The 23,909-nt window shown below is 71.2% G+C and carries 18 protein-coding genes and 2 pseudogenes; 10 read left to right on the forward strand and 10 right to left on the reverse strand.

From position 1 onward, the window contains the following. Positions 1-41: 41 nt before the first annotated feature. A complete protein-coding gene (locus ACFVXA_RS01290) occupies positions 42-1,610 on the reverse strand; it encodes an FMN-binding glutamate synthase family protein (RefSeq protein ID WP_383745279.1) in 1,569 nt (522 codons plus the stop codon). A gap of 362 nt (positions 1,611-1,972) precedes the next feature. On the opposite strand from ACFVXA_RS01290, the gene asnB reads away from it, so the two are divergent. Continuing rightward, the gene (gene asnB / locus ACFVXA_RS01295) at positions 1,973-3,814 is read left to right on the forward strand and encodes an asparagine synthase (glutamine-hydrolyzing) (protein WP_390023375.1); all 1,842 of its coding nucleotides are present in this window, start codon (positions 1,973-1,975) and stop codon (positions 3,812-3,814) included. Here the strand turns inward: asnB and ACFVXA_RS01300 are convergent. Together ACFVXA_RS01300 and ACFVXA_RS01305 are read right to left on the reverse strand one after the other, a co-directional pair. Next, a complete protein-coding gene (locus ACFVXA_RS01300; RefSeq protein ID WP_389757687.1) occupies positions 3,807-4,376 on the reverse strand; it encodes a DUF4232 domain-containing protein in 570 nt (189 codons plus the stop codon). The genes asnB and ACFVXA_RS01300 overlap by 8 nt on opposite strands. A 182-nt stretch (positions 4,377-4,558) precedes the next feature. Continuing rightward, positions 4,559-6,127 (reverse strand): alpha/beta hydrolase, encoded by a 1,569-nt coding sequence (locus tag ACFVXA_RS01305; RefSeq protein WP_390023377.1) that lies wholly within the window; start codon positions 6,125-6,127, stop codon positions 4,559-4,561. Positions 6,128-6,405: 278 nt separating this feature from the next. Here ACFVXA_RS01305 and ACFVXA_RS01310 point away from each other — a divergent pair, with 278 nt between their 5' ends. Then, entirely contained in the window at positions 6,406-7,056 is a 651-nt protein-coding gene (locus tag ACFVXA_RS01310; protein WP_362019334.1) for a chaplin, read from the forward strand. 67 nt (positions 7,057-7,123) lie between these two features. Here the strand turns inward: ACFVXA_RS01310 and ACFVXA_RS01315 are convergent, their stop codons facing one another. Together ACFVXA_RS01315 and ACFVXA_RS01320 are read right to left on the reverse strand one after the other, a co-directional pair. Beyond that, a complete protein-coding gene (locus ACFVXA_RS01315) occupies positions 7,124-8,590 on the reverse strand; it encodes a glycoside hydrolase family 76 protein (RefSeq protein ID WP_390023380.1) in 1,467 nt (488 codons plus the stop codon). Between the two features lie 59 nt (positions 8,591-8,649). Beyond that, positions 8,650-8,835 (reverse strand): GNAT family N-acetyltransferase, encoded by a 186-nt coding sequence (locus tag ACFVXA_RS01320; RefSeq protein ID WP_384396808.1) that lies wholly within the window; start codon positions 8,833-8,835, stop codon positions 8,650-8,652. A 243-nt stretch (positions 8,836-9,078) separates the two neighbouring features. Between ACFVXA_RS01320 and ACFVXA_RS01325 the strand changes: the two genes are divergently transcribed. After that, a complete protein-coding gene (locus tag ACFVXA_RS01325) occupies positions 9,079-9,936 on the forward strand; it encodes a GNAT family N-acetyltransferase (RefSeq protein ID WP_384396805.1) in 858 nt (285 codons plus the stop codon). Between the two features lie 243 nt (positions 9,937-10,179). On the opposite strand, the gene ACFVXA_RS01330 is transcribed toward ACFVXA_RS01325, so the two are convergent. After that, a complete protein-coding gene (locus ACFVXA_RS01330) occupies positions 10,180-10,653 on the reverse strand; it encodes a carboxymuconolactone decarboxylase family protein (RefSeq protein WP_362019344.1) in 474 nt (157 codons plus the stop codon). Positions 10,654-10,787: 134 nt separating this feature from the next. After that, a complete protein-coding gene (locus ACFVXA_RS01335; protein WP_390023383.1) occupies positions 10,788-12,098 on the reverse strand; it encodes an MFS transporter in 1,311 nt (436 codons plus the stop codon). A gap of 188 nt (positions 12,099-12,286) precedes the next feature. Here ACFVXA_RS01335 and ACFVXA_RS01340 point away from each other — a divergent pair, with 188 nt between their 5' ends. Continuing rightward, positions 12,287-12,685, forward strand: a complete 399-nt coding sequence (locus ACFVXA_RS01340; protein WP_362019350.1) for a MerR family transcriptional regulator — start codon at positions 12,287-12,289, stop codon at positions 12,683-12,685. A 1-nt stretch (position 12,686) separates the two neighbouring features. On the opposite strand, the gene ACFVXA_RS01345 is transcribed toward ACFVXA_RS01340, so the two are convergent. Continuing rightward, on the reverse strand, positions 12,687-13,436 hold the full coding sequence (locus ACFVXA_RS01345) for an MBL fold metallo-hydrolase (RefSeq protein ID WP_383745137.1): 750 nt from the start codon (positions 13,434-13,436) through the stop codon (positions 12,687-12,689). 257 nt (positions 13,437-13,693) lie between these two features. Between ACFVXA_RS01345 and ACFVXA_RS01350 the strand changes: the two genes are divergently transcribed. Both ACFVXA_RS01350 and fusA read left to right on the forward strand, forming a co-directional pair. After that, positions 13,694-15,700 carry a ricin-type beta-trefoil lectin domain protein gene (locus ACFVXA_RS01350; RefSeq protein ID WP_390023385.1) on the forward strand — a complete coding sequence of 669 codons (2,007 nt, stop codon included), beginning with the start codon at positions 13,694-13,696 and terminating at the stop codon, positions 15,698-15,700. A gap of 491 nt (positions 15,701-16,191) precedes the next feature. After that, positions 16,192-18,291, forward strand: coding sequence for an elongation factor G (fusA, locus tag ACFVXA_RS01355; protein WP_384396803.1), 2,100 nt, complete (start codon positions 16,192-16,194; stop codon positions 18,289-18,291). Positions 18,292-18,471: 180 nt separating this feature from the next. Here the strand turns inward: fusA and ACFVXA_RS01360 are convergent, their stop codons facing one another. Beyond that, entirely contained in the window at positions 18,472-18,606 is a 135-nt protein-coding gene (locus ACFVXA_RS01360; RefSeq protein ID WP_390023387.1) for a hypothetical protein, read from the reverse strand. Positions 18,607-18,843: 237 nt separating this feature from the next. On the opposite strand from ACFVXA_RS01360, the gene ACFVXA_RS01365 reads away from it, so the two are divergent. From ACFVXA_RS01365 to ACFVXA_RS01375, 3 genes and pseudogenes are all read left to right on the forward strand, one after another. Then, positions 18,844-19,494 (forward strand): GntR family transcriptional regulator, encoded by a 651-nt coding sequence (locus ACFVXA_RS01365; RefSeq protein ID WP_362019368.1) that lies wholly within the window; start codon positions 18,844-18,846, stop codon positions 19,492-19,494. Between the two features lie 202 nt (positions 19,495-19,696). After that, positions 19,697-20,410: pseudogene (locus tag ACFVXA_RS01370) on the forward strand (PIG-L deacetylase family protein); the annotation flags it as partial. Positions 20,411-20,788: 378 nt separating this feature from the next. Then, a pseudogene (locus ACFVXA_RS01375) lies at positions 20,789-21,142 on the forward strand (MFS transporter); the annotation flags it as partial. A 177-nt stretch (positions 21,143-21,319) separates the two neighbouring features. Here ACFVXA_RS01375 and ACFVXA_RS01380 read toward each other — a convergent pair. Continuing rightward, positions 21,320-22,591, reverse strand: a complete 1,272-nt coding sequence (locus ACFVXA_RS01380; protein ID WP_389514738.1) for a glycosyltransferase — start codon at positions 22,589-22,591, stop codon at positions 21,320-21,322. A gap of 489 nt (positions 22,592-23,080) precedes the next feature. Here ACFVXA_RS01380 and ACFVXA_RS01385 point away from each other — a divergent pair, with 489 nt between their 5' ends. Beyond that, positions 23,081-23,854, forward strand: a complete 774-nt coding sequence (locus tag ACFVXA_RS01385) for a GNAT family N-acetyltransferase (protein WP_384016831.1) — start codon at positions 23,081-23,083, stop codon at positions 23,852-23,854. The last annotated feature ends 55 nt before the right edge of the window (positions 23,855-23,909 follow it).

Here is a 23,909-nt window from a genome sequence, read left to right on the forward strand (position 1 = left end):
CGCTCCTGCGCGTCAGCACGGCGCTGCCCGACCATCACCCCTCAGAAGGCGTCCGGATCGGCGGCCGCCCAGTCCGCGTCCCACGACGGCGGCGGCTCCTGGAGCAGGACACCGGGCGCGAGCCACTCGTAGAGCTCCGCGTACGACCGGACGGTCGTCGGGTCCGTACGCCGCAGGAGCTGGTGCGGTGTGAGACCGCCCGGGTCCCGTACCCCCATGGCGGCCATGATCCGGCTCGCGCTGCGCACGGTCGCCCGCTGGTAGCGGTGGACGCGCTCGGACTTGTCGGCCACGTCCAGGGCGCGGACCCGGCGCGGGTCCTGGGTGGTGACGCCCACCGGGCAGGTGTTGGTGTGGCAGCGCTGGGCCTGGAGGCAGCCGACGGCGAACATCATCGCGCGGGCCGCGTTCGTGTAGTCCGCGCCCTGGATCAGCCGTTTGACGATGTCCGACCCGGTGGCGACCTTGCCGCTCGCGCCGATCCGGACACGGTCGCGCAAGCCGGTCCCGACCAGCGCGTTGTGCACCGTGATCAGCCCCTCGGTGAGCGGCGTACCGAGATTGTCGGCGAACTCCAGCGGCGCGGCCCCCGTACCGCCCTCCGAGCCGTCGACCACGATGAAGTCAGGCGTGACGCCTTCCGCGAGCATCGCCTTGCAGACGGCGAGGAACTGCCGGCGCGAGCCGACGCAGAGCTTGAAGCCGGTCGGCTTGCCGCCCGCCAACTCCCGCATACGGGCGAGGAAGCGGACCATTTCCCGCGGGGTCGAGAACACCCGGTGGTACGGCGGTGAGGTCACGGTCTCGCCTTGCGGGACGTCGCGCGTCCGGGCGATCTCGGCGTTCACCTTGGCGCCGGGCAGGACCCCGCCGATGCCCGGCTTCGCTCCCTGGGAAAGCTTCAGCGAGACGCACTTGACCTCCGGCAGCGCCGCCTTGTCGGTGAACTCCCGTTCCTCGAAGCCTCCATCGCGGGTGCGGCAGCCGAAGTAACCCGTGCCGATCTCCCAGATGAGGTCGCCGCCGCCCCGCAAGTGGTACTCCGACAGGCCGCCCTCACCCGTGTCGTGCGCGAATCCGCCCAGCGCCGCGCCCTTGTTGAGCGCCAGGATCGCGTTCGAGGACAGCGACCCGAAACTCATCGCGGAGACGTTGAGCAGGGCCATGTCGTACGGCCGGCTGCAGTCGGGGCCTCCGACACGGACCACGGGGGGCTCGTCCGGCATGTCGACCGGGCGCATCGACGGCTCCAGGAACTCGTAGCCGTCCACGTACACGTCCCGCTCGGTGCCGAACGGCTCCTCGGCCGCGACGCCCTTGGCACGCTCGTACACGATGCTGCGCACGTCGCGGTCGAAGGGGCGCCCGTCGAAACTCCGCTCGACGAAGTACTGCTGAAGCTCCGGTCGCAGTGTCTCCAGGAGGAAGCGGAGATGGCCGAGCAGGGGGTAGTTCCGCAGCACCGAGTGACGGCGCTGCACCAGGTCCCACCCGCCGAGCGCGGTCAGCGCCAGCAGCACGCCCGCCGCGCACCACCACCACGGCGAGACGGCCCACACCAGGACCAGCGCCCCGGCCGCACCGAGGGCGACGAGTAGCAGCAACAGCATCCGGCGCACACCATGAGTGAAACCCACGAGGAGGAAAGTGGCGATCGCGGAGGTGCCGCTCGGGTGTCCCAGGACGCCCCAGGTGGCGTCCCCGGATGTTGAGCAAGTCTTTGCCCATGGCCGATTCCCGCCGACGGAGGCCTGGCGCCGGCGGAATCCGCGGGTCCGGTGCGGGCAAAGCGCGGCCGAAACGTGGGGGTGGCCGCTCCGGGCAGGTTACGGACGTGTTGACGGACCTCCGTACATGAAACAGCCTTGTCATATAGCTGCTAGATACAACTGGTTTTGCGGACGTGGCCCATGCCCCTGAAAACCGCAGGTGGGCGCCACGCTTCACACGAACCGGACGCAGGAGGTAACGCATGTGCGGCATCACCGGATGGGTCTCCTTCGACCGTGACCTGCGCGCCGAAGCCACGACATTGGATGCGATGACCGAGACGATGTCCTGCCGGGGGCCCGACGACCGGGGCACCTGGGCCGAAGGGCCCGCCGCCCTCGGACACCGCAGGCTCGCCATCATCGACCTGCCCGGCGGCCGCCAGCCGATGACCGCCGAGACGCCGGACGGCACGGTCGCGCTCGTCTACTCGGGGGAGACCTACAACTTCACCGAGCTGCGCCGCGAGCTCGCCGACCGCGGGCACCGCTTCTCCACCGACTCCGACACCGAGGTCGTCCTGCGCGGCTACCTCGAATGGGGCGAGGAGCTGCCCGAGCGGCTCAACGGCATGTACGCGTTCGCCGTCTGGGACGGCCGCCACGACAAGCTCGTGATGATCCGCGACCGCATGGGCATCAAGCCCTTCTACTACTACCCGACCCCCGACGGCGTCCTCTTCGGCTCCGAGCCCAAGGCGATCCTCGCCAACCCGCTCGCCCGGGCCCGAGTGCGGCTCGACGGCCTCAGGGAACTGTTCGCCTTCGTCAAGACGCCCGGACACGCCGTCTGGGACGGTATGCACGAGGTCGAGCCCGGCACCCTCGTCACCGTCGACCGCTCGGGCCTGGGCCGCCGCGTGTACTGGCGGCTGGAGACCCGGCCGCACACCGACGACCGTGCCACCTCCATCGCCACCGTCCGCTCGCTCCTCGACGACATCGTGCGCCGCCAGCTGGTCGCCGACGTGCCGCGTTGCACCCTGCTTTCCGGGGGGCTCGACTCCTCGGCCATGACCGCGCTCGCCGCGCGGCAGCTCGCCGAACACGGGGAGAAGGTCCGCAGCTTCGCCGTCGACTTCGTCGGCCAGGCCGACCACTTCGTCGCCGACGAGCTGCGCGGCACCCCCGACACCCCGTTCGTGCACGACGTGGCCCGCGCCTCCCGCACCGACCACCAGGACATCGTCCTCGACTCGAACGCCCTCGCCGACCCGGACGTACGCGCCAAGATGATCCGCGCCCGGGACCTCCCCATGGGCTTCGGCGACATGGACGCCTCGCTGTATCTGCTGTTCCAGGCCATCCGCGCGCACTCGACGGTCGCGCTCTCCGGAGAGTCGGCGGACGAGGTCTTCGGCGGCTATCTCCAGTTCTTCGACGAGGAGGCCCGCCGCGCCGAGACCTACCCCTGGCTGGTTCGCTTCGGTGAGCACTTCGGGGACGACTCCGACGTCCTGCGCCCGGACCTGACCAACAAGCTGGACCTGGAGGCGTACATCGCCGACGGCTACCGCGCGGCCGTGGCGGAGATCCGGCGCCTCGACGGCGAGAGCGACTTCGAGTACCGGATGCGCCGCATCTGCTACCTCCACCTGACCCGCTTCGTGCGGATCCTGCTCGACCGCAAGGACCGCGCGAGCATGGCCGTCGGCCTCGAGGTCCGGGTGCCGTTCTGCGACCACCGGCTCGTCGAGTACGTCTACAACACGCCCTGGTCCCTGAAGTCCTTCGACGGCCGGGAGAAGAGCCTGCTGCGGGAGGCGACCGCGGACCTGATCCCCCGGTCCGTCTACGACCGGGTCAAGAGCCCCTATCCGTCCACCCAGGACCCCAAGTACGCGATCGCCCTCCAGGACCACGTCAAGGACCTGCTGGCCAGTCCCTCGCACCCGGTCTTCGACCTGGTCGACCGGGAAGCGGTCCAGCGGGCCGCCCTCCGCGACACCCCGCAGATCACGCAGGCGTCGCGGCGCGGCCTCGAACGGACCCTCGACCTGGCGCTCTGGATGGACCTCTACGCGCCGGAGGTGTCGCTCAGCTGAGCCCGAGCGCCTTGTCCGCGGCGGCCACGGACGGCTTCCACCAGGTCGTCACCGGCTCCCACACCAGGACGGCGTCACCGGCTCCCAGCTCACGCGCGGTGAAGGAACGCCCGTAGCGGGCCGGATCGGCGGAGACGGTGATCGAGTCCACCCGGCGGGCCTCGGGGTCCGCCGGGTCGACGATCGTCCGCACGGCCGCGTAGACCGTCCTGCCCGCACCGATCCGGTACGGCCCGCTCTCCCCGGCCGGCGTCGGCAAGGCCGCGCCGTCGAGGTCACCGAAGGTGACCGTGGGGATACGGTCGACAGTGCAGGCGCGGGCAGAACGGTTGGTGACGCTGATGTGCACGACGGTGGGGTCGGCGGACTGCTCGGCCCGCAGCTTGAGGACATTCTGCGCGCACTTCGCGGGCTGAGCGGCGGCCTTCGCGGGCTGGGTGGGCGCCTGCGCGGACCGCGGTGCGGCGGAGCCGGTCTGCGGTGCGGCGGTGCCGGTCTGCGGCACGGCGAGGAGCAGGGCGGTGGCCGCCGTCGACAGGGCAAGGACGGTTCGGATGCGCATCGGTGGTGTTCCCCCTGGTGTGGTCACGTGCCTGGTGTGGTCACGTGCGGGTGCGGTGCGGCGTGCCCGGTCGGGGCGGCGCCTGCTCAGTGTGACGGCCGGGGGGTACGAGGGGTTGTAGGCGGCATGTCCGTGTTACGCGGTTGTGGCACGCGCGGGCCGGCACGCACGCCCGCCCGGGTTCAGCCTTCGGAGTCCGGCGCGCACGAGCTGCCGTTGTCCGGCAGGGAGCCGTACAGCAGGAAGTCGTCGACCTTCTGGTGCACGCACTTGGAGGACGAATACCCGGTGTGCCCCTCGCCCTTGTTGTCGAGCACGACGGCCGACGAGCCCAGCCGCCTGGCGGTCTCCACGGTCCAGCGGTACGGCGTCGCGGGGTCACCCCGGGTGCCGACCAGCAGCATCTTCGAGGTGTGCACGTCACGCACCTCGTCCCGTATGAAGTCGGTGCCCTTGGGGCGGCCGTAGCACATCAGTACCTGGGTGAGCCGGTACCGGCCGAAAACGGGGGACGCCTCCTCGTACGAGGCGCGCAGCTTGTCCATGTCCTGGGCGATCCGGTCGGCGGTGGGCCGGTCGGGGTCGTCCGCGCAGTTGATCGCCATCAGGGCTGCGGGGAGGTTGTCGACGGGGATGTTCTGCTCGTCGACGAGGCCGCCGCTCCGACGGGCCACCGGGCCGTCGCCGGGGAAGGCGATGCCTCCCGACAACTGTGTGAGTCCACGGGTGTCGCCGTCCTGTACCAGTTGGTTGAGGGCCAGTTCGAGGGTGGACCAGAGCTGCTCGCTGAACAGTGCCTGACCGATGGCGCCGACCAGGTCCTGACCGGAGAACTGCTGTCCCAGGTCGGTCGGGACCGGGTCCGCGTCGAGCGAGTGGACGAGCTGGACGACCTGGTCCCGGGCGCTCCGCCGATCCTGCCCGAACGGACAGGCCATGTCCTTCGTGCACCACGTGAGGAAGTCCTCCAGGGCGGTCTGCTGCCCCTCGGCGCTGACCAGCCCCTGCTCGGCCAGCGGTTCGGTGAGCGTGTCCACGCCGTCGAGCACCAGCCGTCCCGTCTTCTTCGGGAACTGGGTCGCGTACACCGCGCCGAGCCGCGTCCCGTACGAGAAGCCGAGGTAGTTGAGCTTCTTGTCGCCCAGCGCCTGCCGGATCACGTCCATGTCCCGGGAGGCGTTGACCGTACCGATGTGCGGCAGCACGGGGCCGGAGTGCTTGGCGCACAGGTCGGCGGCCTGTTTCACCACCTTGAGGGCGGCCCGGGGATCGCGGCTGTCCACGCTGTCGACGGTCGCGGCGGCGGCCTGGTCGGCGCCCTCACCGCAGCTGACGGGCGAGGATCTGCCGACGCCGCGGGGGTCGAAGGTCACCACGTCGTAGGCGTTCGTCAGGCCCATGAAGTCCTTGCCGCCGAGGGCGAGTTCAGGTATGCCCGCGGCTCCGGGGCCGCCGAAGTTCAGCAGCAGGGAACCCCGCGACGTGCCCGTCGCCCGATAGCGGGCCAGCGCCACGTCCAGGGTCCCGGCACCCGGCTGCGCGTAGTCCAGCGGGACCGTCACCTTCCCGCACCGCAGGTCCTTGGGCATGCTGTCGCCCTCGCAGGCCGCCCACTTGATCTTCTGGTGGTAGAACCGGGTCAGATCCGGGCCGTCGGCGGCCGTCGCCACCGCGGGGAGTCCGGCCGCCAGCAGGGCCAGCGTCGCGGTCGCGGCTCCGGCGAACGCCCAGCGTTGGTGCACGGACAGCATGCATGCCTCCAGGGACCCCCGGCGGTGGACCGGCGATACCCCCTCGCTCACGATAAGCGCGGGTCCGGGGCCACGCCTCCGGGCGAGCGGACCGGGGCGGCGTGCCCTACCCTGCCCGCCGGCACGGCGCGCCGCCCCGCCCGTGAGCCCGTGAGCCCGTTCGAAAACGGAGACGCTCGAAGGGGTGAAAGGCCGATAAGCCATAACTCGGATGGTTCTCTCGCGTTTTACGCCATGCGGGCGAGTGCTCGTGACCATGTCTGGAAGGCAGGGAACCTATGAAACGGGTTACCCGAAATGGTTTGATCGCCGCGGCCGCCGCCTCGGGCGCGCTGGCCGTGACCATGCCGGCGCACGCCGACTCCGCGGCGGACGGTGCCGCGGCCGGCTCACCCGGGCTGATCTCCGGCAACACCATCCAGCTCCCGGTGCACGTTCCCGTGAACGTGTGCGGGAACACCGTGAACGTCGTCGGACTTCTCAATCCGGCGGCGGGCAACAGCTGCGCCAACGAGAGCGGCGGCGACGGGCAGGCGGCGTCCACTCGGACGAGCGGCGGCGCCGTCGCACACAGCAGCGGAAAGGATTCGCCGGGCGTGCTCTCCGGCAACGGCCTCCAGCTCCCGGTACATCTGCCGGTGAACGTGAGCGGCAACTCCGTGTCGGTGGTCGGCGTCGGCAACGGGGCCGTGGGCAATGAGTCCGCGAACACCTCCGACGGCCGGCCCCCCGAGCCTGCCCCCAAGCCGGCCGCCCCGCCCAAGGCGCACCCACGCCCCGCGCCGCTCCGGCACGCCCCGGCGCGGCCCGTGGCCTCCCTCGCGCACACGGGCGCGGACCAGACCTTGCCCGCGATCGCGGGCAGCGCGGCCCTCGTCCTGAGCGGCGCCGTGCTGTACCGGCGGTTCCGGCCCGGCGCGGTGCGCTGACCCCTGGCCCACCGAGGACGGAAGGCCCCACCGGGCCGGCGACCGGTGGGGCCTCCGGGGCACACCGTCACCCGGCGGCGTTCAGCAGATCGAGAGCGCTCTGCTGCCGGGCCGCGTCGATCCGGTCCAGGGGGCCCGGCCAGCGCAGACCGTACTGATCGAGAGCGTTGCGGTCGCGGCCGTACGCGGCGTCGGCCTGCCTCCTCAGATACGCGGTGTACGGATGGTCGGGCAGGGCGGAGTTGAGCCTGCCCAGGCCGCGCACATGGGCGCCCTTGAAGGACGGGCCGTCCGCCCCGCAGTCCCCGCTCTCGCAGGGGTCCCGCAGAATGCCGTCCGCGGTGTTGAGCGCCGACGAGGTGGTGGCCGCGTCGGCGATCTGTCGTGCCGTGCCGATCGGCGCGGTGTCGCCGGTCGCACGGTTCAGCTCGGTGAGCGCACCGAGCAGTACGCCCTGGTTGTACGACCACACTGTGCCGCCGTTGTTGCGGCACGTCGACAGGCTGATGCCGTCGTTCACCAGATGCGCGGAGTTCACCATGCCCGTCGACCGGAACCACGACCAGCCGGCCCTGGCGCGCGCGAGGTAGCCGCTGTCGCCGGGGACCCGGTTGTGCAGGGCCGCGTTGAGCTGGATGTAGAGCGAGTTGGCGATCGCGTTCTTGTATGTCTTCGCGGTGCTCCACCACACGCCGCCGCCGCACGTCGTGTCCCAGTACGCGGCCATGTGGTCGGCGTCGGCCCGCGCGGTGTCGAGATAGCGGCTTTCCCCGGTCAGGTCGTACGCCGCCACCCAGGCGAGACCCCACCATCCGGTGTCGTCGAGGTAGTCGTTGCGGAACTGGCCGCCCTGGGCGCCCAGTTGGCGATCGTAGGTGGTGGCGAGGGCATACCGGTAACTGCCCATGCCGGTGACCTGGATGTTGTCGATCAGGGCGGTCAGCGCGTTCGCCGAGTTCCACCAGCCGGTCGTGGTGAAGAGGCCGGTGGAGTTGTCGTAGAACATCATCTGGGCCGTCGCGGCAGCCGTACGCCGTTCGCCCGCGTTCCATGTCGTACGCGCCCAGGCGGTGCACGCGATGTCGCTGCGGTCGCCCGCCTTGCCGCAGGCGCGCAGGGCGCCGACGCCGTGGTTGTTCCAGTCGTCGACGTTGTACATGAGGGTGCGCCAACCCCGTTGCCCCGCGGGCACGGTGGTGTCGCCGAGGCGGCTGCCCGCACTCCAGGTGCGCCCTCCGTCGAAGGACCGGTCGAGCCACACCTCGTCCCCCGGACTGCCGTTGTCCAGCGACGCCCAGCCCATCGCGTCCGTGTCGTCGAAGTGGAGGGTGACGGAGCGCGAGAAGAGAGTGGTGGAGACCGGGGTGCGGTCCTGCGGGGAGCGGGCGGGATCGCGGGCGTCGCAGTACGTGTTGCAGACGGTCGCCGCGGGGGCGGCGGAGGAGGGTTGGGGGAGGGCGACTCCTGCGGAGATCGCGAGGAGGAGGGGTAGAGCTCTTCGTAAACAGTGCGACAGGTGAGACAACGTTGTCATCTTGAGTCGGCCTCTGATCGAGAGAGGGGCGAGCGAAGGGATGAGAGCGCTCTCGGAAGCTAGTCGCGTGACGCGTCCGCGTCAATGTCGTCGCGCAGGATGCTGTATTTCACGCCGTCGCGCCACCGCCCGTCGCGGAACACGACACTGCGCAGCACGCCCTCGCGGGTGAATCCGGCCTTCCCGAGGGCGCGTTGCTCGGCGATGTTGTCCGTCTGGGTGTCGGCCTCGATGCGCATCACCATGTCAGGTCGTCTTCGGCCACCGGGTGCAAGGTCACGCGTTCGAGGCTCATGAAGGGCAACCCTGGGCCGGACGGACGGTCGGCAGTGGCCGGGCCGGACCCCGTCACAGGTGCGGGGATCCTGGCCAAATCACCTCCCACGCCGGGTGGTTGCCGCTGCGAACGGCGTGGAGATCGGGAAGGATGCTGCGGGTGCGACCGACCGTCGCACCCGCAGCGACCTCGTATGGAATGGAGCGCCCCCATGACCTCTCCGGGACCCGCAGACCTCGTCGTCTCCCAGGCCTCGCTCGACGACTGGAAGGTGGTCGGCGGATGGGCGGCGGACGAGGGGTGGAATCCCGGGCTGTCCGACAGCGCGAGCTTCTTCGCGCAGGACCCCGAGGGCTTCTTCATCGGCCGGATCGGCGGGGAACCCGTCTCGGCCGTCTCGGTGGTCAACTACGGCGCCGACTACGCCTTCCTGGGCTTCTACCTCGTACGCCCCGATCTGCGCGGCCGCGGCTACGGCATCACCACCTGGAAGACCGCCCTGGCCCACGCCGGCGGCCGCACCGTCGGGCTCGACGGGGTGGTCGCGCAGCAGGACAACTACCGTCAGTCCGGCTTCGAACTCGCCTACCGTACGGTCCGGTTCGGGGGAGTGGTCCCCCTGGGGGAGACCCCGTCGGGAGTCCGGGCCGCCGAGGCGGCGGACCTCGCGGCGATCACGGCGTACGACAGTGCGTGCTACCCCGCCGACCGTCCGGCGTTCCTGGAGCGCTGGCTGACCGGCCCGGGGCACCGCACCTTCGTCCGTCGCGCCGCCGACGGGCACCTCAGCGGCTACGGGGTGCTCCGCCCGGCCCGCGACTCGCTGCGCGTCGGCCCGCTGTTCGCGGACACCGCCGACGACGCCCGGGCGCTGTTCTCCGCGCTGGCCGCCGACGCCGACGGACGCGAGGTCGCCGTCGACGTGCCCGAGACGAACGCGCCGGCCATCGCGCTCGTCGAGGGACTCGGTCTCGCCCCCTCCTTCGAAACGGCCCGCATGTACACCGGACCGGTCAGGCCGTTCGCCCAGGAGCAGGTCTACGGCGTCACGACGCTGGAACTCGGCTAGGCCCTGCGGGCCTGGATCGGTCCGTCGGGACCGGCGCCGCGCCTCCTCGGCGCCGGAGCCATGCGTTCTCGTGCCCCGCGCGGTCGTATCGGCAGGCGCGGTGATCGCGCCAAGATCGTCTCCGCTTGGACGGCCGGGGACAGCACGACGTGACGGACACCGTGAAGGGCCCCGCGAGCTGTTTTCCCTCGATCGAGAAGCAGTGGCCGGCCGCACCACAGCCGAGCGGCCGGCCACTCCTCGTCATCCGAACTGGCCGGGCTGGTAGTCGCCGGCGGGCTGCTGGACGATGACGTTGAGGCGGTTGAAGGCGTTGATGATGGCGATGATCGACACCAGGGCGGCGAGCTGCTCCTCGTCATAGTGCTTGGCGGCGTTCGCCCAGGCCTCGTCCGTGACCCCGCCCGCCGCGTCAGCGATGCGGGTGCCCTGCTCCGCCAGCTCGAGGGCCGCGCGCTCGGCGTCCGTGAACACCGTGGCCTCGCGCCAGGCGGCGACCAGGTTGAGGCGCACCGAGGTCTCCCCGGCGTGCGCGGCGTCCTTGGTGTGCATGTCCGTGCAGAAGCCGCAGCCGTTGATCTGACTGGCGCGGAGCTTCACCAGCTCCTGGGTCGCGACCGGCAGCGTCGAGTCCGCGAACACCGTGCCCGCCGAGATGAGGTGCTTCAAGGACTTGGCTGCGAGCGGGCTGCCGAGCACGTTCAAACGGGCTTCCATGGTGCACTCCTTGCCGTTGTGGGCGGATACATCTCTATGACGAGACAGCGCGGTGGGATGTGACATCGGCGAATGTGACGCTCGTCTCCCTGTCGCACCGCGGCGCAGACCCACGGCGACGTTCCGTACCGCCGTCAGGCCACCCCGCTCTCACCACGATCCCCGACGCCCCCGCCGGCTCGACTCCCCGCGCGGGCATCTGCTCCTCCTCCACCCGGCCCGGACGAAACTGCTTGGGCGTGACTGTCGCAGGGGCGACGAGCCGGGAAGGCCCGCCGGCGTCCCACGGCCACCACGGTCAGCGCGCCCGCGATCAGCGGTAGCGAGGTCCAGGGGAGGGCTCCGGCGCCCGAGCTCTCCAGGACGAGCCCGCCGGTGAGGGAGCCGGCCGCGATGCCCGCGTTGTACACCGTGGTCTGGAGCGACGTGGCCACGTCCGCGCGGGCGGGGCCCGAGGCGTCCACCAGGGCGGTCTGGATCAGGGTGGGCGCTCCGCCGAACGCCGCGCCCCACAGGGCGACCGAGGCGAGGAGCACGGCGGGGGCGGCGGCGTACAGCCCCAGCGCGAGCAGGGCGCAGGCGATCAGCGCGAGCGCGGCCAGCAGCGTCCGGCGCAGGTACGCGTCGACCAGTACGCCGGTGATCCAGATGCCGGCGACGGTGGCGATGCCGAAGACGAGCAGGACCACTCCCGTGCGGCCGAAACCCGCATGGTCCGCGAAGGGGGCCACATACGTGTACATCACCTGATGTCCCAGGAGCAGCAGCAAGGTGACGGACAGGACGGTCGCGATCCCCGGCAGCGCGGTGACCTGTCGCAGCGGCAGGCGTGCCCCCGCGGTCTCTCCCGGGAAGGCGGGCACCCGCCACCGCACCCACAGCACGAGCAGGAGGGCGAGTACGGCCAGTACGGCGAAGGCGGCCCGCCAGCCGACGGCGTCGGCCAGCGCGGTGCCCGCGGGCACACCCAGGGACAGCGCGAGGGTGATCCCCGCCAGCACGATCGCGATGGCGCGGCCGCGCCGTTCGGCGGGCACCATCCGGGCCGCGTACCCGACGAGCATCGCCCAGAGCGTGCCGCCCATCACCCCGGCCGCCAGCCGGGCCACGAAGGTGAGCGCGTACGAGGAGGAGGCGGCGGTGACGGCGTTGCAGCAGCCGAAGCCCACGAGGGTGCCGATCAGCACCTGGCGGCGCGGCAGCCCGCGCAGCGCGGTGGTGACAGGGACGGCGGCGAGGAAGGAGGCGAGCGCATAACCGGTCACGAGGAACCCGACACGCCCTTCGGAGACGCCGAGGGCCAAGGCCATCCGCGGCAGCAGGCCCGCGGGCAGCAGCTCGGTCATGACGGCGGTGAAGGCGGCCGTGGACAGGGCGAGCAACCCTGACAGCGGGAGCGCGGCGGCGGGCACGGCGGTGCCCCGCGCAGGCGATGCGACGGACATGCGACCATGCTGAAACATTCACATCAGTGTGAGGGCAAGGGTGCCCTGCGACAGCGCGGCCCATGTCACGCGGGCCCTGCGATGCGCGGCCATGTCACGCGTGCCCTGCGACGCGCGCCCCCCGCCCCAGGCGTGGCCCGTAGCCGTGGCAGTGCGCCCCGCGACGAGTGCGCCCCCCGAGGAGAGCCATGAAGATCGGTGAACTGTCCCGCCGCACCGGCGTCCCGACCAGGATGCTGCGCTACTACGAGGAGCAGGGCCTGCTCCATCCCGCGCGGGCGGACAACGGGTATCGCGCGTACGGCGATTCAGCCGTCCAGTGCGTCCAGCAGATCCGCGGGCTGCTCGACTCGGGACTCACCACCGAGATCATCCGCGCCATTCTGCCGTTCCTGTCCGGCCCCGGCGACATCCATCTCCACCCCGAGTGCGTCACCCCGGAGACCACCGCCCTGCTGCGCGGCGAGATCGACCGCATCCAGCGGCGTATCGACTGCCTGGCCCGCAACCGGGACGCGCTGCGGACCTATCTGGCCGCCGTGCGGCCGGACAGTCCCGCCAGTCCCGCGCGGCCGGAGGGACCGTAGGTCAACCGGCGAGTTCCCGCGCCTGTTGTGCCGCCTCGCGCACCGGACCGCGATGCACGGGACCGTGCCCCGGCAGCAGGACGTCCGCCGCGAGCGCCTCGATGCGCTGGAGCGAGGCGAGCGCGCCGGTGCGCTCGGTGTCGAACATGGCGGGCAGCAGCTGCGGACCCCGCACGCGTGAGGTGGGATGGCCGCTGACCAGGGCGTCGCCGGAGATCACGATTCCCGCCTCCGGCAGGTGGTAGACGCAGTGGCCCGGGGTGTGGCCGGGCGTGTGCACGGGGATCGGACGGCCGGGCAGGTCGAGCGGGCCCTCGGCGGGAAACGGCTCGGGCCGGGTCATCCGGACGTCCGCCGTGCCGCCCGACCGGATGGCGTGCACCGCCCAGGGCAGCACGCCGGGGCGCCACGCCTGCCGCATCACCTGCCCCACGCTCACCTGGTGCAGGAACTCGCGGCGGGCGTGCGGGAGTTCCGCCTCGTGCAGGTGGACGGGGGTGCCGTAGGTGCTGCTGAGGTACTCGGCGGAACCGAGGTGGTCGTTGTGCGCGTGCGTGATGAGGACGGCGCCGACGGCCTCGGGCGCGTGCCCGAGCGCGTGCAGCGACGCGAGGAGGTCCTGGCGGTCGCCGGGGTAACCGGTGTCGATCAGGGTGACGGCGTCGCCCTCGGTCAGGACGACCCAGTTCGTGTTGCTGCCGTGCACCAGATGTACTCCGGCGGCCGCCTCGACGATCGCATCCTCGCGCATGATCATCCCCACGCTTGAGATCTGTTCGCGGCCGGACATGGCCGTGTCAGGGCGAAGGTACCGCGAGAGCGGGGGAACGCCACCTTCGCCCTCGGATGGCGGAAGCTCCGGTGGCCGAAGGTGAACGGCCGCTGTCCGAAGGTGAACGGCCCATTCGGGCAAGGGACTTGACGCGGCTCAGACAACACCGCTCCTATATGGCGAGTCTCGTTGACTTTTGTTCGAGTCTGCGAACAAACCGCTCAAGGGAGAGCCGTATGTCCCCTATTTCGAACACCAGGCGTCTCGCCTGCCTCCTGAGACGCGCGGGCATCCCATGCGCCGTCCTGCTACTCGCCGTCGCCGGGCTGACCGGTCTCGGCCGCTCGGCAGCGCCGCTCACCGCCGAGCCGACCGCCGTCAGCACCCATCAGATCGGGGTCACCCCCGCCCCGATGGGCTGGGCGTCCTGGAACAGCTTCGCCGGCACCATCGACTACGCCACCATCAAGGCCCAGGCCGACGCCCTCGTCTCCTCGGGCATGGCGGCAGCGGGCTACCGGTACGTCGACATCGACGAGGGCTGGTGGCAGGGGGCCCGCGACAGCGGCGGCAACATCACCGTCGACACCGCCCAGTGGCCCGGCGGCATGAAGGCCATCGCCGACTACATCCACAGCAAGGGCCTCAAGGCCGGGATCTACACCGACGCGGGGAGGAACGGCTGCGGTTACTACTACCCGACGCCATCGACGACGCCCGCCACGCCCAACACCGGGATGGAGGGCCACAACCAGCAGGATCTGGAGGCCTTCCAGAACTGGGGCTTCGACTTCGTGAAGATCGACTGGTGCGGTGGCGACGCCGAGGGCCTCGATCAGGAGACGACGTACAAGGCGATCCGCGACGCCAACGCGGCGGCGACCGCCGTCACCGGCCGCTCGCTCGTCCTGTCGCTGTGCGAGTGGGGCACGGGCAATCCCTGGAACTGGGCCGCCGGCACGGGTGACTTGTGGCGCACCAGCACCGACATCGTCTACTGGGGGAACAACCCCTCGATGTCCGGCATCCTGGCGAACTTCGACAAGTCCCTGCATCCGGCCGCCCAGCACACCGGCTACTACAACGACCCGGACATGATGACGGTCGGCATGACCGGGCTGAGCGCCGCCCAGAACCGGACCCACATGGGTCTGTGGGCGATCTCCGGCGCACCGCTGCTCGCGGGCAACAACCTCGCCACCATGAGCTCCTCGACCGCCGCGGTCCTCACCAACTCCGAGGTCATCGCCATCGACCAGGACGCGCGCGGTCTGCAGGGCGTCAAGGTCGCCGAGGACAGCACCGGGCTGCAGGTCTACAGCAAGATCCTTTCCGGCACCGGCAAGCGCGCGGTCCTGCTGCTGAACCGTACGTCCGCCGCGGCGAACATCACCGCCCGCTGGCAGGACATGGGCCTGACCACCGCGTCCGCCGCCGTGCGCAACGTGTGGTCGGCCTCCGACGTCGGCTCGTACACGACGAGTTACACCACCGGCGTGCCCGCGGGCGAGGCCGTCCTGCTCACCGTCTCCGGCACGGAGGGCTCCGGGACGACGTACGAGGACACGACTTCGGCGACGACTCCGACGTTCACCGGCGTCAGCGCGGCCGCCGCGGGCACGAAGCTGATCGACGTCACCTACGCCAACAGCGGCTCCGCGGCCCGCAAGGCGACCCTCCAGGTCAACGGCCAGTACCCGCAGACGCTCGCCTTCCCGCCCACCGGGTCGGCGAGCACGTACCGCACCGTCTCCGTGCTCGCCCACCTGGCGAAGGGCTCCAACAAGCTCACCTTCGGGACCTCGGGCACGGCGCCCGACATCGACGCCGTCGCCGTCCGCGCGGTCCCCGGCACCAACGGCACGGCGATCGTCGGCGCGGGATCCGGCCGCTGCCTGGACTTCTTCCGGAACACCATCTCCAACAACAGCCAGGCCGAACTCTGGGACTGCGGCGGAGGGCAGAACCAGACCTTCACCTACACCGCGCGCAGCGAACTCGTCGTCTACGGCAACAAATGCCTCGACGCCTACAACAGCGGCACCGCCAACGGCACCAAGGTGGTCCTGTGGGACTGCAACGGCGGCACCAACCAGAAGTGGACCTTCAACTCCGGCGGCACCCTCACCAACAACGTCTCGGGCCTGTGCCTCGACGCGATCAACAACGGCACGGCGAACGGCACGTTGATCGACCTGTGGACGTGCAATGGAGGAACGAACCAGCAATGGAGCCGCAACTGAGCGGCGGCTGAACCGGATTGACCGGATTGAGAGATGAGAGCGGTCGACCCGTGTAGGCGGTCGGCCCGTGCAGGCGGTCGGCCCGTGCAGACCGTCGATCGGCGCCGGCGGCCGGAGATAAATGCGGTGCGCCGCCCGCGTCGGGCTCCCTAGACTCGCCACGAAAGCGCGCGCCGCCGACACGGCGGTGCGCGTCGTGACGAATGAGGGGAGCCCGGCCGTGCGTTACCGCACCGCTGTCGTCGTTCCCCGGTCACAGTACGAGGTGATCCTCGTGTCCTCGTCCGCCCGGTACCGGCTGCGCGGCCGGGACCGGATGCCCGCGACGACCCTCTGACCCGACCTCGGCCTGCCGTACGGGCGGATGCCGATTCGGCCGTACTCGCGTATCTCCACGCGGTGCGCCGCCTCGGTCCGCCTGCCACCCGAACGCGGGCCTGTCGTCCGGGAATTGCGCCGCCCGTTCCGCATCATCCGAAAGGCCATGGGCCGTGCGTACCGACCTGCACCGTCACCTCACCAGTCCGCTGACCGCCGTCCGCAACCTGGGCATCCTCGCCCACGTCGACGCCGGCAAGACCACCGTCACCGAACGGATCCTGTACGTCACCGGGACCACCCACAAGCGGGGCGAGGTCCACGACGGCACGACCGTCACCGACTTCGACTCCCAGGAGCGCGACCGTGGGATCACCATCTTCGCCGCGGCCGTGAGCTGCGCCTGGGACGGCCACCGGATCAACCTGATCGACACGCCGGGCCACGTCGACTTCTCCGACGAGGTGGAACGCTCGCTGCGCGTCCTCGACGGCGCGATCGCGGTGTTCGACGCCGTGGCGGGAGTCGAACCGCAGAGCGAGTCGGTCTGGCGGCGCGCCGACCGGTACGGGGTGCCGCGGATCGCCTTCGTCAACAAGCTGGACCGCGCAGGTGCCGACCTCGACAGCGCCGTCGAGTCGATCAGGGAGCGCCTGCACCCGGCCCCGCTGGTCGTCCAGCTGCCGATCGGCACGGAGGACGCCTTCACCGGGGTCGTGGACCTGCTGCGGATGCGGGCGTCGGTCTGGGCGGACGGCAGCGACACGGTCGAGGAGGGCCCGGTACCCGAAGCCCTGCGCGACGAGGCGCACCGGCGGCGCAGGATGCTGGAGGAAGCGGTGGCGGAACTCCACCCGGCAGCGCTGGAGGAGTTCTGTGCCCACTCCTCGGTCTCCGCCGCGACGCTGGCTGCCGCGCTGCGCGACCTGACCCACAGCGGCGAGGGCGTGGTGGTGTTGTGCGGCTCGGCCTACCGCAACCGCGGGATCGAGCCGCTGCTGGAGGCCGTCGTGGCCTACCTGCCCTCGCCGCTGGACGTGCCGGCCGTACGCGGTACACACCGCGGCACGGAGCAGGAGCGGCACGCCGATCCGGCGGCGCCGTTCGCGGGGCTGGTGTTCAAGGTGAACGCGACCGCCACGGGACGGCTGACGTATGTGCGGGTGTATTCGGGAACGGTTCGCAAGGGAGAGGCGGTGTGGGACGTGGGCGCGGGGCGCACCGAGCGGATCGGCCGGATCCTGCGGGTCAGGGCCGACCGGTACGCGGAACTGGAACACGCGGTGGCCGGCGACATCGTCGCGCTGATCGGGCCGAAGTCGGCCCGCGCCGGGGCGACCTTGTGCGCCGCCACGGCGCCGCTGCTCCTCGAACCGCCGTCCGTCGCCGATCCGGTCGTGTCCATGGCGGTCGAGGCGCGCCGCGGCACGGACACCGACCGCTTGGTGTCTGCGCTCGCGCGCCTGGTCGAGGAGGACCCCTCGCTGGTCGTGCGCACCGACCCCGAGACCGGACAGACGGTGCTGTCGGGCATGGGAGAACTCCATCTGGAGGTCGCGGTGGAGAAGATCCGGCGCGCCCACGGTCTGGAGGTCGGTGTCGGCCGGCCGAGGGTGGCCTACCGGGAAACGGTCCTCCGAGGGGTGTCGGGGCTGGTGTACCGACACGTCAAACAGGACGGTGGCGCCGGTCAGTTCGCCCATGTGGTCATCGACGTCGAGGCACTGGACGCCGACGAGGGCGCCGGCGAAGGGAGCGCGACGGGCTTCGTGTTCCGCTCGACCGTCGTGGGCGGCCGGGTGCCGCAGGAGTACGTCCGTGCGGTGGAGGCCGGTTGCCGGGACGCGCTCGCCGAGGGCCCGCTCGGCGGACACCCGGTGACCGGGCTGCGCGTCACCCTGACCGATGGGGCGACCCATTCGAAGGACTCCTCGGAGATGGCGTTCCGCACGGCCGGGCGCCTCGCGCTCCGCGAGGCACTGCGCACCTGCGCGATGGCACTCCTGGAGCCCGTGGTCGAGGTCACCGTCACCGTGCCCGACGACGCCGTGGGCGGCGTGCTCGGCGACCTGGCGGCACGGCGCGGCCGGGTCTCCGGGTCGCTCAGCCGCGTGGGCGCGACGGTGATCACCGCGACCGTGCCGCTGGCCGAACTGTTCGGCTACGCGACCCGGTTGCGCAGCCGGACCCAGGGCCGGGGGGTTTTCACCACCCGACCCGCGGGCTACGCCCCGGCACCTGGCCCGGCGTCCCACGAGACACCGGCCCGGTAGCCCGATGAGCGCGGCCCGTCGGGCCTACCGCGGCCCGACGACCGTGGCCCGGCAGGCCTGACGACCGTGGCCCGGTGGCTTCGACGACCGTGGCCCGGTAGGCCGCCCGGTGGCCGTCCCGCCCTCTCCAGGGCGGGGCGGTCCCGGCCGCCGTACGCTCGGAGCCCGTATGACGACGGGTCACCCGCGCGATGTGCGGATGCTGAGCGCGTTGGTGCAGACCACGGTCGTGATCGCGGTCCAGTCGAGCCGGTCCAGGTGCCGGCCCAGGGCGATCCACCCCACCATGGCTGCGAGGACCGGGTTGACGCTCATGACCGGCCGAAGGTCTGGGCCGGGGCACGCGGCGGAGGGTGAGCTGGTCGGCCGGTAGGGCACGCGCGAGGCACTCCTCAACACGACGCGCCCACCGGCCGAAGCCGGTGGGCGCGTCGTGTTCATGAAGAGGTCCGCTCCACCATCGAAACATGTCGGCAGTATGGAGAACAAAATTGTTGACAATCTTGTTGGACTAGATTTACGTTTGACAGGCACTCACTCAGGGAGGGCGCAATGCAGAAGGAGGCCCGTCCAGGCACCGGAGAGCAGGCCAAGCAGCACGCACTGGTGCAGCTGCGGCAGGCGATTCTGCAAGGCGAGATGGCACCGGCCCAGCGGCTGGTGGAGAACGAACTCGCCGAGCAGTTCGGTGTCACCCGGGCCAGCGTCCGGGCGGCGCTGATCGAGCTGGAATCGGAGGGACTGGTCGAACGGATCCGCAACCGCGGATCGCGGGTGCGGGTGGTGACGGTCGAGGAAGCGGTGGCCATCACCGAGTGCCGCATGGCCCTCGAAGGGCTGTGCGCGGCCAAGACGGCCATCGCGGCCAGCGACGAACAGCTGGCCGAGCTGGGCGACTTGGGCGAGGCGATGGCCAAGGCGGTCGCCGACGGCGAGCCGGTGACGTACTCGGAGCTCAACCACGAAGTGCACGCCCGGATCAGGGAGTTCTCCGGTCAGCAGACGGCCGTGGAGCTCCTGGAGCGCCTCAACGCCCAACTGGTACGCCACCGCTTCCAGTTGGCGCTCAGGCCGGGGCGGTCCCAGCAGTCCCTGAGTGAACACCTGGCCATGATCGAAGCGATCCAGGCGAGGGACCCGCAGGCGGCCGAAGCGGCCGTCCGCGTTCACCTCGGCAGCGTGATCGACGCGCTGCGCGACTGACGTACCGCGTGGCTGACGCGCTGTGCGACAGGCGAAGCCGAGGTGGGCGCGCACCTGTCCACCACGCCGAGTGAGCCGAAGGGGCGCACCGGAGGCGAGAGCACGACCACGCGGAAGCCCGCAGGGCTGAGCACGGTCGCGCTCCCGACACCGGCTGGAGCACCCCGGAGGCGAACCGCCTGAAAGAGGAGTGATTTCCGCAATGACGCACGGCAAAGCGCCCGCCGGCCCACGATCGACCCTGGTCGTGACCGCGCACGCCGGGGACTTCGTGTGGCGTGCCGGGGGAGCCATCGCCCTGGCCGCCTCCCGGGGGGAGAAGGTCACCATCGTGTGCCTGACCTTCGGCGAGCGCGGCGAATCCGCCAAGGCGTGGCGCGAGGGCAAGCAGGTCGAGGAGATCAAGGTGATTCGCCGTGCGGAGGCCGAGAGGGCCGCCGCCGCCCTCGGCGCCGAGGTCCGCTTCTTCGACGCGGGCGACTACCCGCTGGTCCCCACCGCCGAGCTGACCGACCAACTGCTGGCCGTCTACCGCGAGACCCAGCCCGACATCGTCCTCACGCACCCCATCGAGGACCCGTACAACGGCGACCACCCGGCCGCCAACCGGATGGCATTGGAGGCCCGCGTCCTCGCCCAGGCCATCGGCTACCCGGGCCCGGGCGAGATCATCGGCGCTGCTCCGGTCTTCTACTTCGAGCCGCACCAGCCCGAGATGAGCGGCTTCAAGCCCGAGGTCCTCCTCGACATCACCGAGGTGTGGGAGACCAAGCGCAAGGCGATGGAATGTCTCGGCGCCCAGCAGCACCTGTGGGACTACTACACCGACCTCGCGGTCCGCCGGGGGGTCCAGCTCAAGCGCAACGCCGGCCCACTGGGCCTGGCCCACAAGAGCCTGGCCGAGGCCTGCATGCGGGTCTCCTTCTGGATCTGCGTGATCCCGCTCTTCATCGGTGTTCCGCCGGCCGTCAGGTTCCTGCCCGAGTCGATGGCCTTCCTGCAGGCCAAGGGCCGGGACACGGAGGCCTTGGCGCTGGCCGACCGCTACGGCGTGGAACTGGCCGCCCGGGACAAGGAGCACCCGGCCGCCGCGGACCGCTTCAGCGCCCTCGCCGCCCTGTTCCGCGGTGGCCTATGGGTCCAGACCCTGCTCTTCTGGGTGGCCTCCTTCGGCGGCCTCCTGCTGGTCTACGGCGTCTCCCCGTGGCTGCCTTCGCTGATGAAGGCCAACGGCTACGACCTCGGATCCTCGATCGGCTTCGCCATCGTCATCAACCTCGGCGGCATCGTCGGCATGCTGGTCGGCGGCCGGCTCACCCACAGGTTCGGCGGCTCGCGCATCTCCGCCATCTGGTTCGGCGCCACCGCCGTCGGCATCTACTCGCTCAGCGTCCACATGCCGCTGGCCCTCACCTACGCCGTCGTCTTCCTCACCGGCATGTTCCTCTTCAGCGCCCAGGCGATGATCTACGCCACCGTGGCCGCCCGCTCCCACGACGACAACCGGGCCACCGCGGTCGGGTGGACCTCCGGCATGGGCCGCTTCGGCGCCGTCTTCGGCCCGTGGCTCGGCGGCCAGTTGCTCGCCACCGGCTCGACCACTGCGGGCTTCACCGCCTTCGCCCTCGCGGGCGTCTTCTCCCTGGTGTTTCGTCAGCCTGACCGGCCTGCGCCGCGTCCAGTCGGCGGTCCCGCAGGGCGGCCCCCAGCAGCAACTGACCGTCACCGGCTGACGGAGAGGGCGGCAGGACACACGAGGGGCGCAGCACCACCCCCGGGAAGCCGGGCCGGAGCGGACAGCTCCGGCCCGGCTTCCCAAACGGGCTCAGGACGTGGGGCGCCGGAAGACGGCCAGCCGCAGCACGAGGAAGCGCACGGCGGTCACCAGCACGGAAGAGGCCGTCAGCACCAGGGTCTCGGCTCCGGCCGAGGCGTCCGGACTGCTCGCCCGGAACAGCAGGACGGCCGCCGAGGTGACGAGGTAGCCGAGGAGGAACAGGCCGCCCGCCCCGAGGTGCGCGCGCCCCACTCCGGTGCCGGACCAGCGGAAGGTCAGGCGACGGTTGGCCTCGGTGTTGAACACGGTGAGCACCAGCAACGACACCAGATTCGCGAGGGCCGGCGGCCACCAGCCGCGCAACAGCCAGTAGAGCAGCGCCTGCCCCGCGGTCGAGGCGACACCGATCGCCATGAAACAGCCGACCTCCCAGGTGAACCGCGAACGGCCGGTGTCGGGGGCCAGCACCGCGTCCGGGTGCTCGGCGGCCGGGGCGGGACGACGGGGGAGCGGGACCCGGGCGGCACCGGACGCCTTCAGCCGGGCCATCCGGTACAGCCCGCGCAGGTCGTCGGTGGCCGTGCCGACGACGTCGACCCGGGTGTCCACGTCCTCCACCCAGTCGACCGGGACCTCGTGGATGCGCAGCCCGTTGTGCTCGGCCAGCAGCAGGAGTTCGGTGTCGAAGAACCAGGCGTCGTCCTGGGTCTTCTCCAGGAGCGGCCGCAACACCTCCGTACGGGCGGCCTTGAAACCGCACTGCGCATCGCTGAAGCGTGCTCCGTGCGTCAGCCGGATGATCCCGTTGTAGCAGCGCGAGATCAGCTCCCGGCGGGGCCCGCGGACGGTCCGCGCGCCCGGCGCGAGACGGCTGCCGATGGCCAGATCGGAGTGGCCGCTGGCGAGCGGCGCGATCAGCGGCAGCAGTCCGTCGAGCCCGGTGGACAGATCGACGTCCATGTACACGACGATGTCGGCTTCGCTGGCGCCCCAGACGGTACGCAGCGCGAGCCCGCGCCCCTTGCGGTCCAGGTGGAACACTCCGACGCCGGGCAGTTCGGCGGCCAGCTCCGTCGCCACCTCGAAGGTCCGGTCGACGCTGGCGTTGTCCGCGACCGTGATCCGCCAGGGGAACGGCAGTTGGTCGCGCAGCCGGGCGTGCAGGGTGCGCAGGCAGCCGGGCAGTGCCCGTTCCTCGTTGTAGACGGGGACGACGATCTCGACGGTGGGGGTGTGCGTGCCGGACACCTCGGCCGGCCCCGGCCGGGCCGCGGGCTGGAAGTCGCGAGCGGTGCTCGGGTCGCTGGAGATCTGGGGCATGGATTCCTCGTACGAAGTGGGGGCGGAGGGGGTGGCGCGTCGTCCGGCCGGGAGTGGGGGAGGGCGGGGGCGGCTCCGGGCAGGAGCGGAGAAGGCGCGAGGGCCCAGGGACGCGGATCGCCGGCCGGAGATGCGAGCCGTGGAAACCATTGCGGTCCAAGCAGGGAACTTCGCGACAGTGACCTGGGAATTCGCGGAGAGGTGGCGGCCCGGTGGCCGGATGCGATCGCAGCCGCCCGGCCGACGGGCACCGCGATACGGCTCGGGACCCGAAGTAGGCGCTGTGCACCGGGAGTTGCGGTCGGATGCAGCCCTGGCCCGGAACGCGAATCCCCGTCGCCTCGTGGCCGAATCCGAGGTGAGGAAGAACCTGACTGTGCGGTCGCGTCGGCCGGCGAGGACGAGAAGCCCGAACGCTTGGGCCATCGGTTCACTGTGGGCTACTGAATATCCATTGCCCCGGTCGCCTCATGGTGCTGGAGTGATCCCATGGATCACGTGGCGGTACTGGCCCTGTTCGACCGGGACATGCGGGAGGGGGCGCGGCCCGACACCCCGGACGCCCGGGTGGAGCGCGTCGGCAAGGTGGTGCGCCAGGTCGGCGCCGAACAGGGGTGGAACGGGGTGATCTGGTCGGACCTGGACGAGGCGAGCGCCGACGCGGCGATCACCGACCAGATCCGGTACTTCGCCGAACTCGGGCGCGCGTTCGAGTGGAAGCTGTACGGGCACGACAAGCCGGAGGATCTCGGGCACCGGCTGCGAACGGCCGGATTCACCGCCGAGCCCGAGGAAACGCTGATGGTCGCCGAACTGGGCGATCTGGCCCTCGACGCCGAGCCGCCCGAGGGCGTACGGCTGCTGCCCGTGACCGACCGCGTGGGCGTCGACCTCGTCGCCGACGTCCACGAACAGGCCTTCGGTACGGACGGCACGCGCCTGCGCCACCAACTGCTCGCCCAGCTCACCGGCGACGCGGACACCGTCGTCGCGGTCGTGGCCCTCGCCGGTGACGTACCGGTCAGCGCGGCCCGCATGGAACTCCTGCCCGGCACCCGGTTCGCCGGGCTGTGGGGCGGCGGCACCGTCGAGGCCTGGCGCGGCCGCGGCATCTATCGTGCCCTCGTCGCCCACCGCGCCCGCGTCGCCGCCGAGCGCGGCTACCGCTATGTCCAGGTCGACGCCTCCAGCCAGAGCCGCCCCATCCTCGCCCGCCTGGGCTTCCAGCCGCTGACCACGACGACGCCGTACGTATACGGGTAGTGCGGGTGTACGGGTTGTACGGGTAGTACGAGCGATCGAGGAACGCTGCCGGCTG

The sequence above is a fragment of the Streptomyces sp. NPDC058246 genome (assembly GCF_042881985.1).
Taxonomy (GTDB): Bacteria; Actinomycetota; Actinomycetes; order Streptomycetales; family Streptomycetaceae; genus Streptomyces.

Coding starts and splice junctions, on each gene's coding strand:
- ACFVXA_RS01320 (WP_384396808.1), bottom strand. CDS start 8,835: ATGGTGATGCGCATCGAGGCCGACACCCAGACGGACAACATCGCCGAG.
- ACFVXA_RS01330 (WP_362019344.1), bottom strand. CDS start 10,653: ATGGAAGCCCGTTTGAACGTGCTCGGCAGCCCGCTCGCAGCCAAGTCC.
- ACFVXA_RS01350 (WP_390023385.1), top strand. CDS start 13,694: ATGTCCCCTATTTCGAACACCAGGCGTCTCGCCTGCCTCCTGAGACGC.
- ACFVXA_RS01360 (WP_390023387.1), bottom strand. CDS start 18,606: ATGAGCGTCAACCCGGTCCTCGCAGCCATGGTGGGGTGGATCGCCCTG.
- ACFVXA_RS01310 (WP_362019334.1), top strand. CDS start 6,406: ATGAAACGGGTTACCCGAAATGGTTTGATCGCCGCGGCCGCCGCCTCG.
- ACFVXA_RS01290 (WP_383745279.1), bottom strand. CDS start 1,610: ATGCTGTTGCTGCTACTCGTCGCCCTCGGTGCGGCCGGGGCGCTGGTC.
- ACFVXA_RS01385 (WP_384016831.1), top strand. CDS start 23,081: ATGGATCACGTGGCGGTACTGGCCCTGTTCGACCGGGACATGCGGGAG.
- ACFVXA_RS01300 (WP_389757687.1), bottom strand. CDS start 4,376: ATGCGCATCCGAACCGTCCTTGCCCTGTCGACGGCGGCCACCGCCCTG.
- ACFVXA_RS01365 (WP_362019368.1), top strand. CDS start 18,844: ATGCAGAAGGAGGCCCGTCCAGGCACCGGAGAGCAGGCCAAGCAGCAC.
- ACFVXA_RS01335 (WP_390023383.1), bottom strand. CDS start 12,098: ATGTCCGTCGCATCGCCTGCGCGGGGCACCGCCGTGCCCGCCGCCGCG.
- ACFVXA_RS01380 (WP_389514738.1), bottom strand. CDS start 22,591: ATGCCCCAGATCTCCAGCGACCCGAGCACCGCTCGCGACTTCCAGCCC.
- ACFVXA_RS01345 (WP_383745137.1), bottom strand. CDS start 13,436: ATGCGCGAGGATGCGATCGTCGAGGCGGCCGCCGGAGTACATCTGGTG.
- ACFVXA_RS01325 (WP_384396805.1), top strand. CDS start 9,079: ATGACCTCTCCGGGACCCGCAGACCTCGTCGTCTCCCAGGCCTCGCTC.
- ACFVXA_RS01305 (WP_390023377.1), bottom strand. CDS start 6,127: ATGCTGTCCGTGCACCAACGCTGGGCGTTCGCCGGAGCCGCGACCGCG.
- asnB (WP_390023375.1), top strand. CDS start 1,973: ATGTGCGGCATCACCGGATGGGTCTCCTTCGACCGTGACCTGCGCGCC.
- ACFVXA_RS01315 (WP_390023380.1), bottom strand. CDS start 8,590: ATGACAACGTTGTCTCACCTGTCGCACTGTTTACGAAGAGCTCTACCC.
- ACFVXA_RS01340 (WP_362019350.1), top strand. CDS start 12,287: ATGAAGATCGGTGAACTGTCCCGCCGCACCGGCGTCCCGACCAGGATG.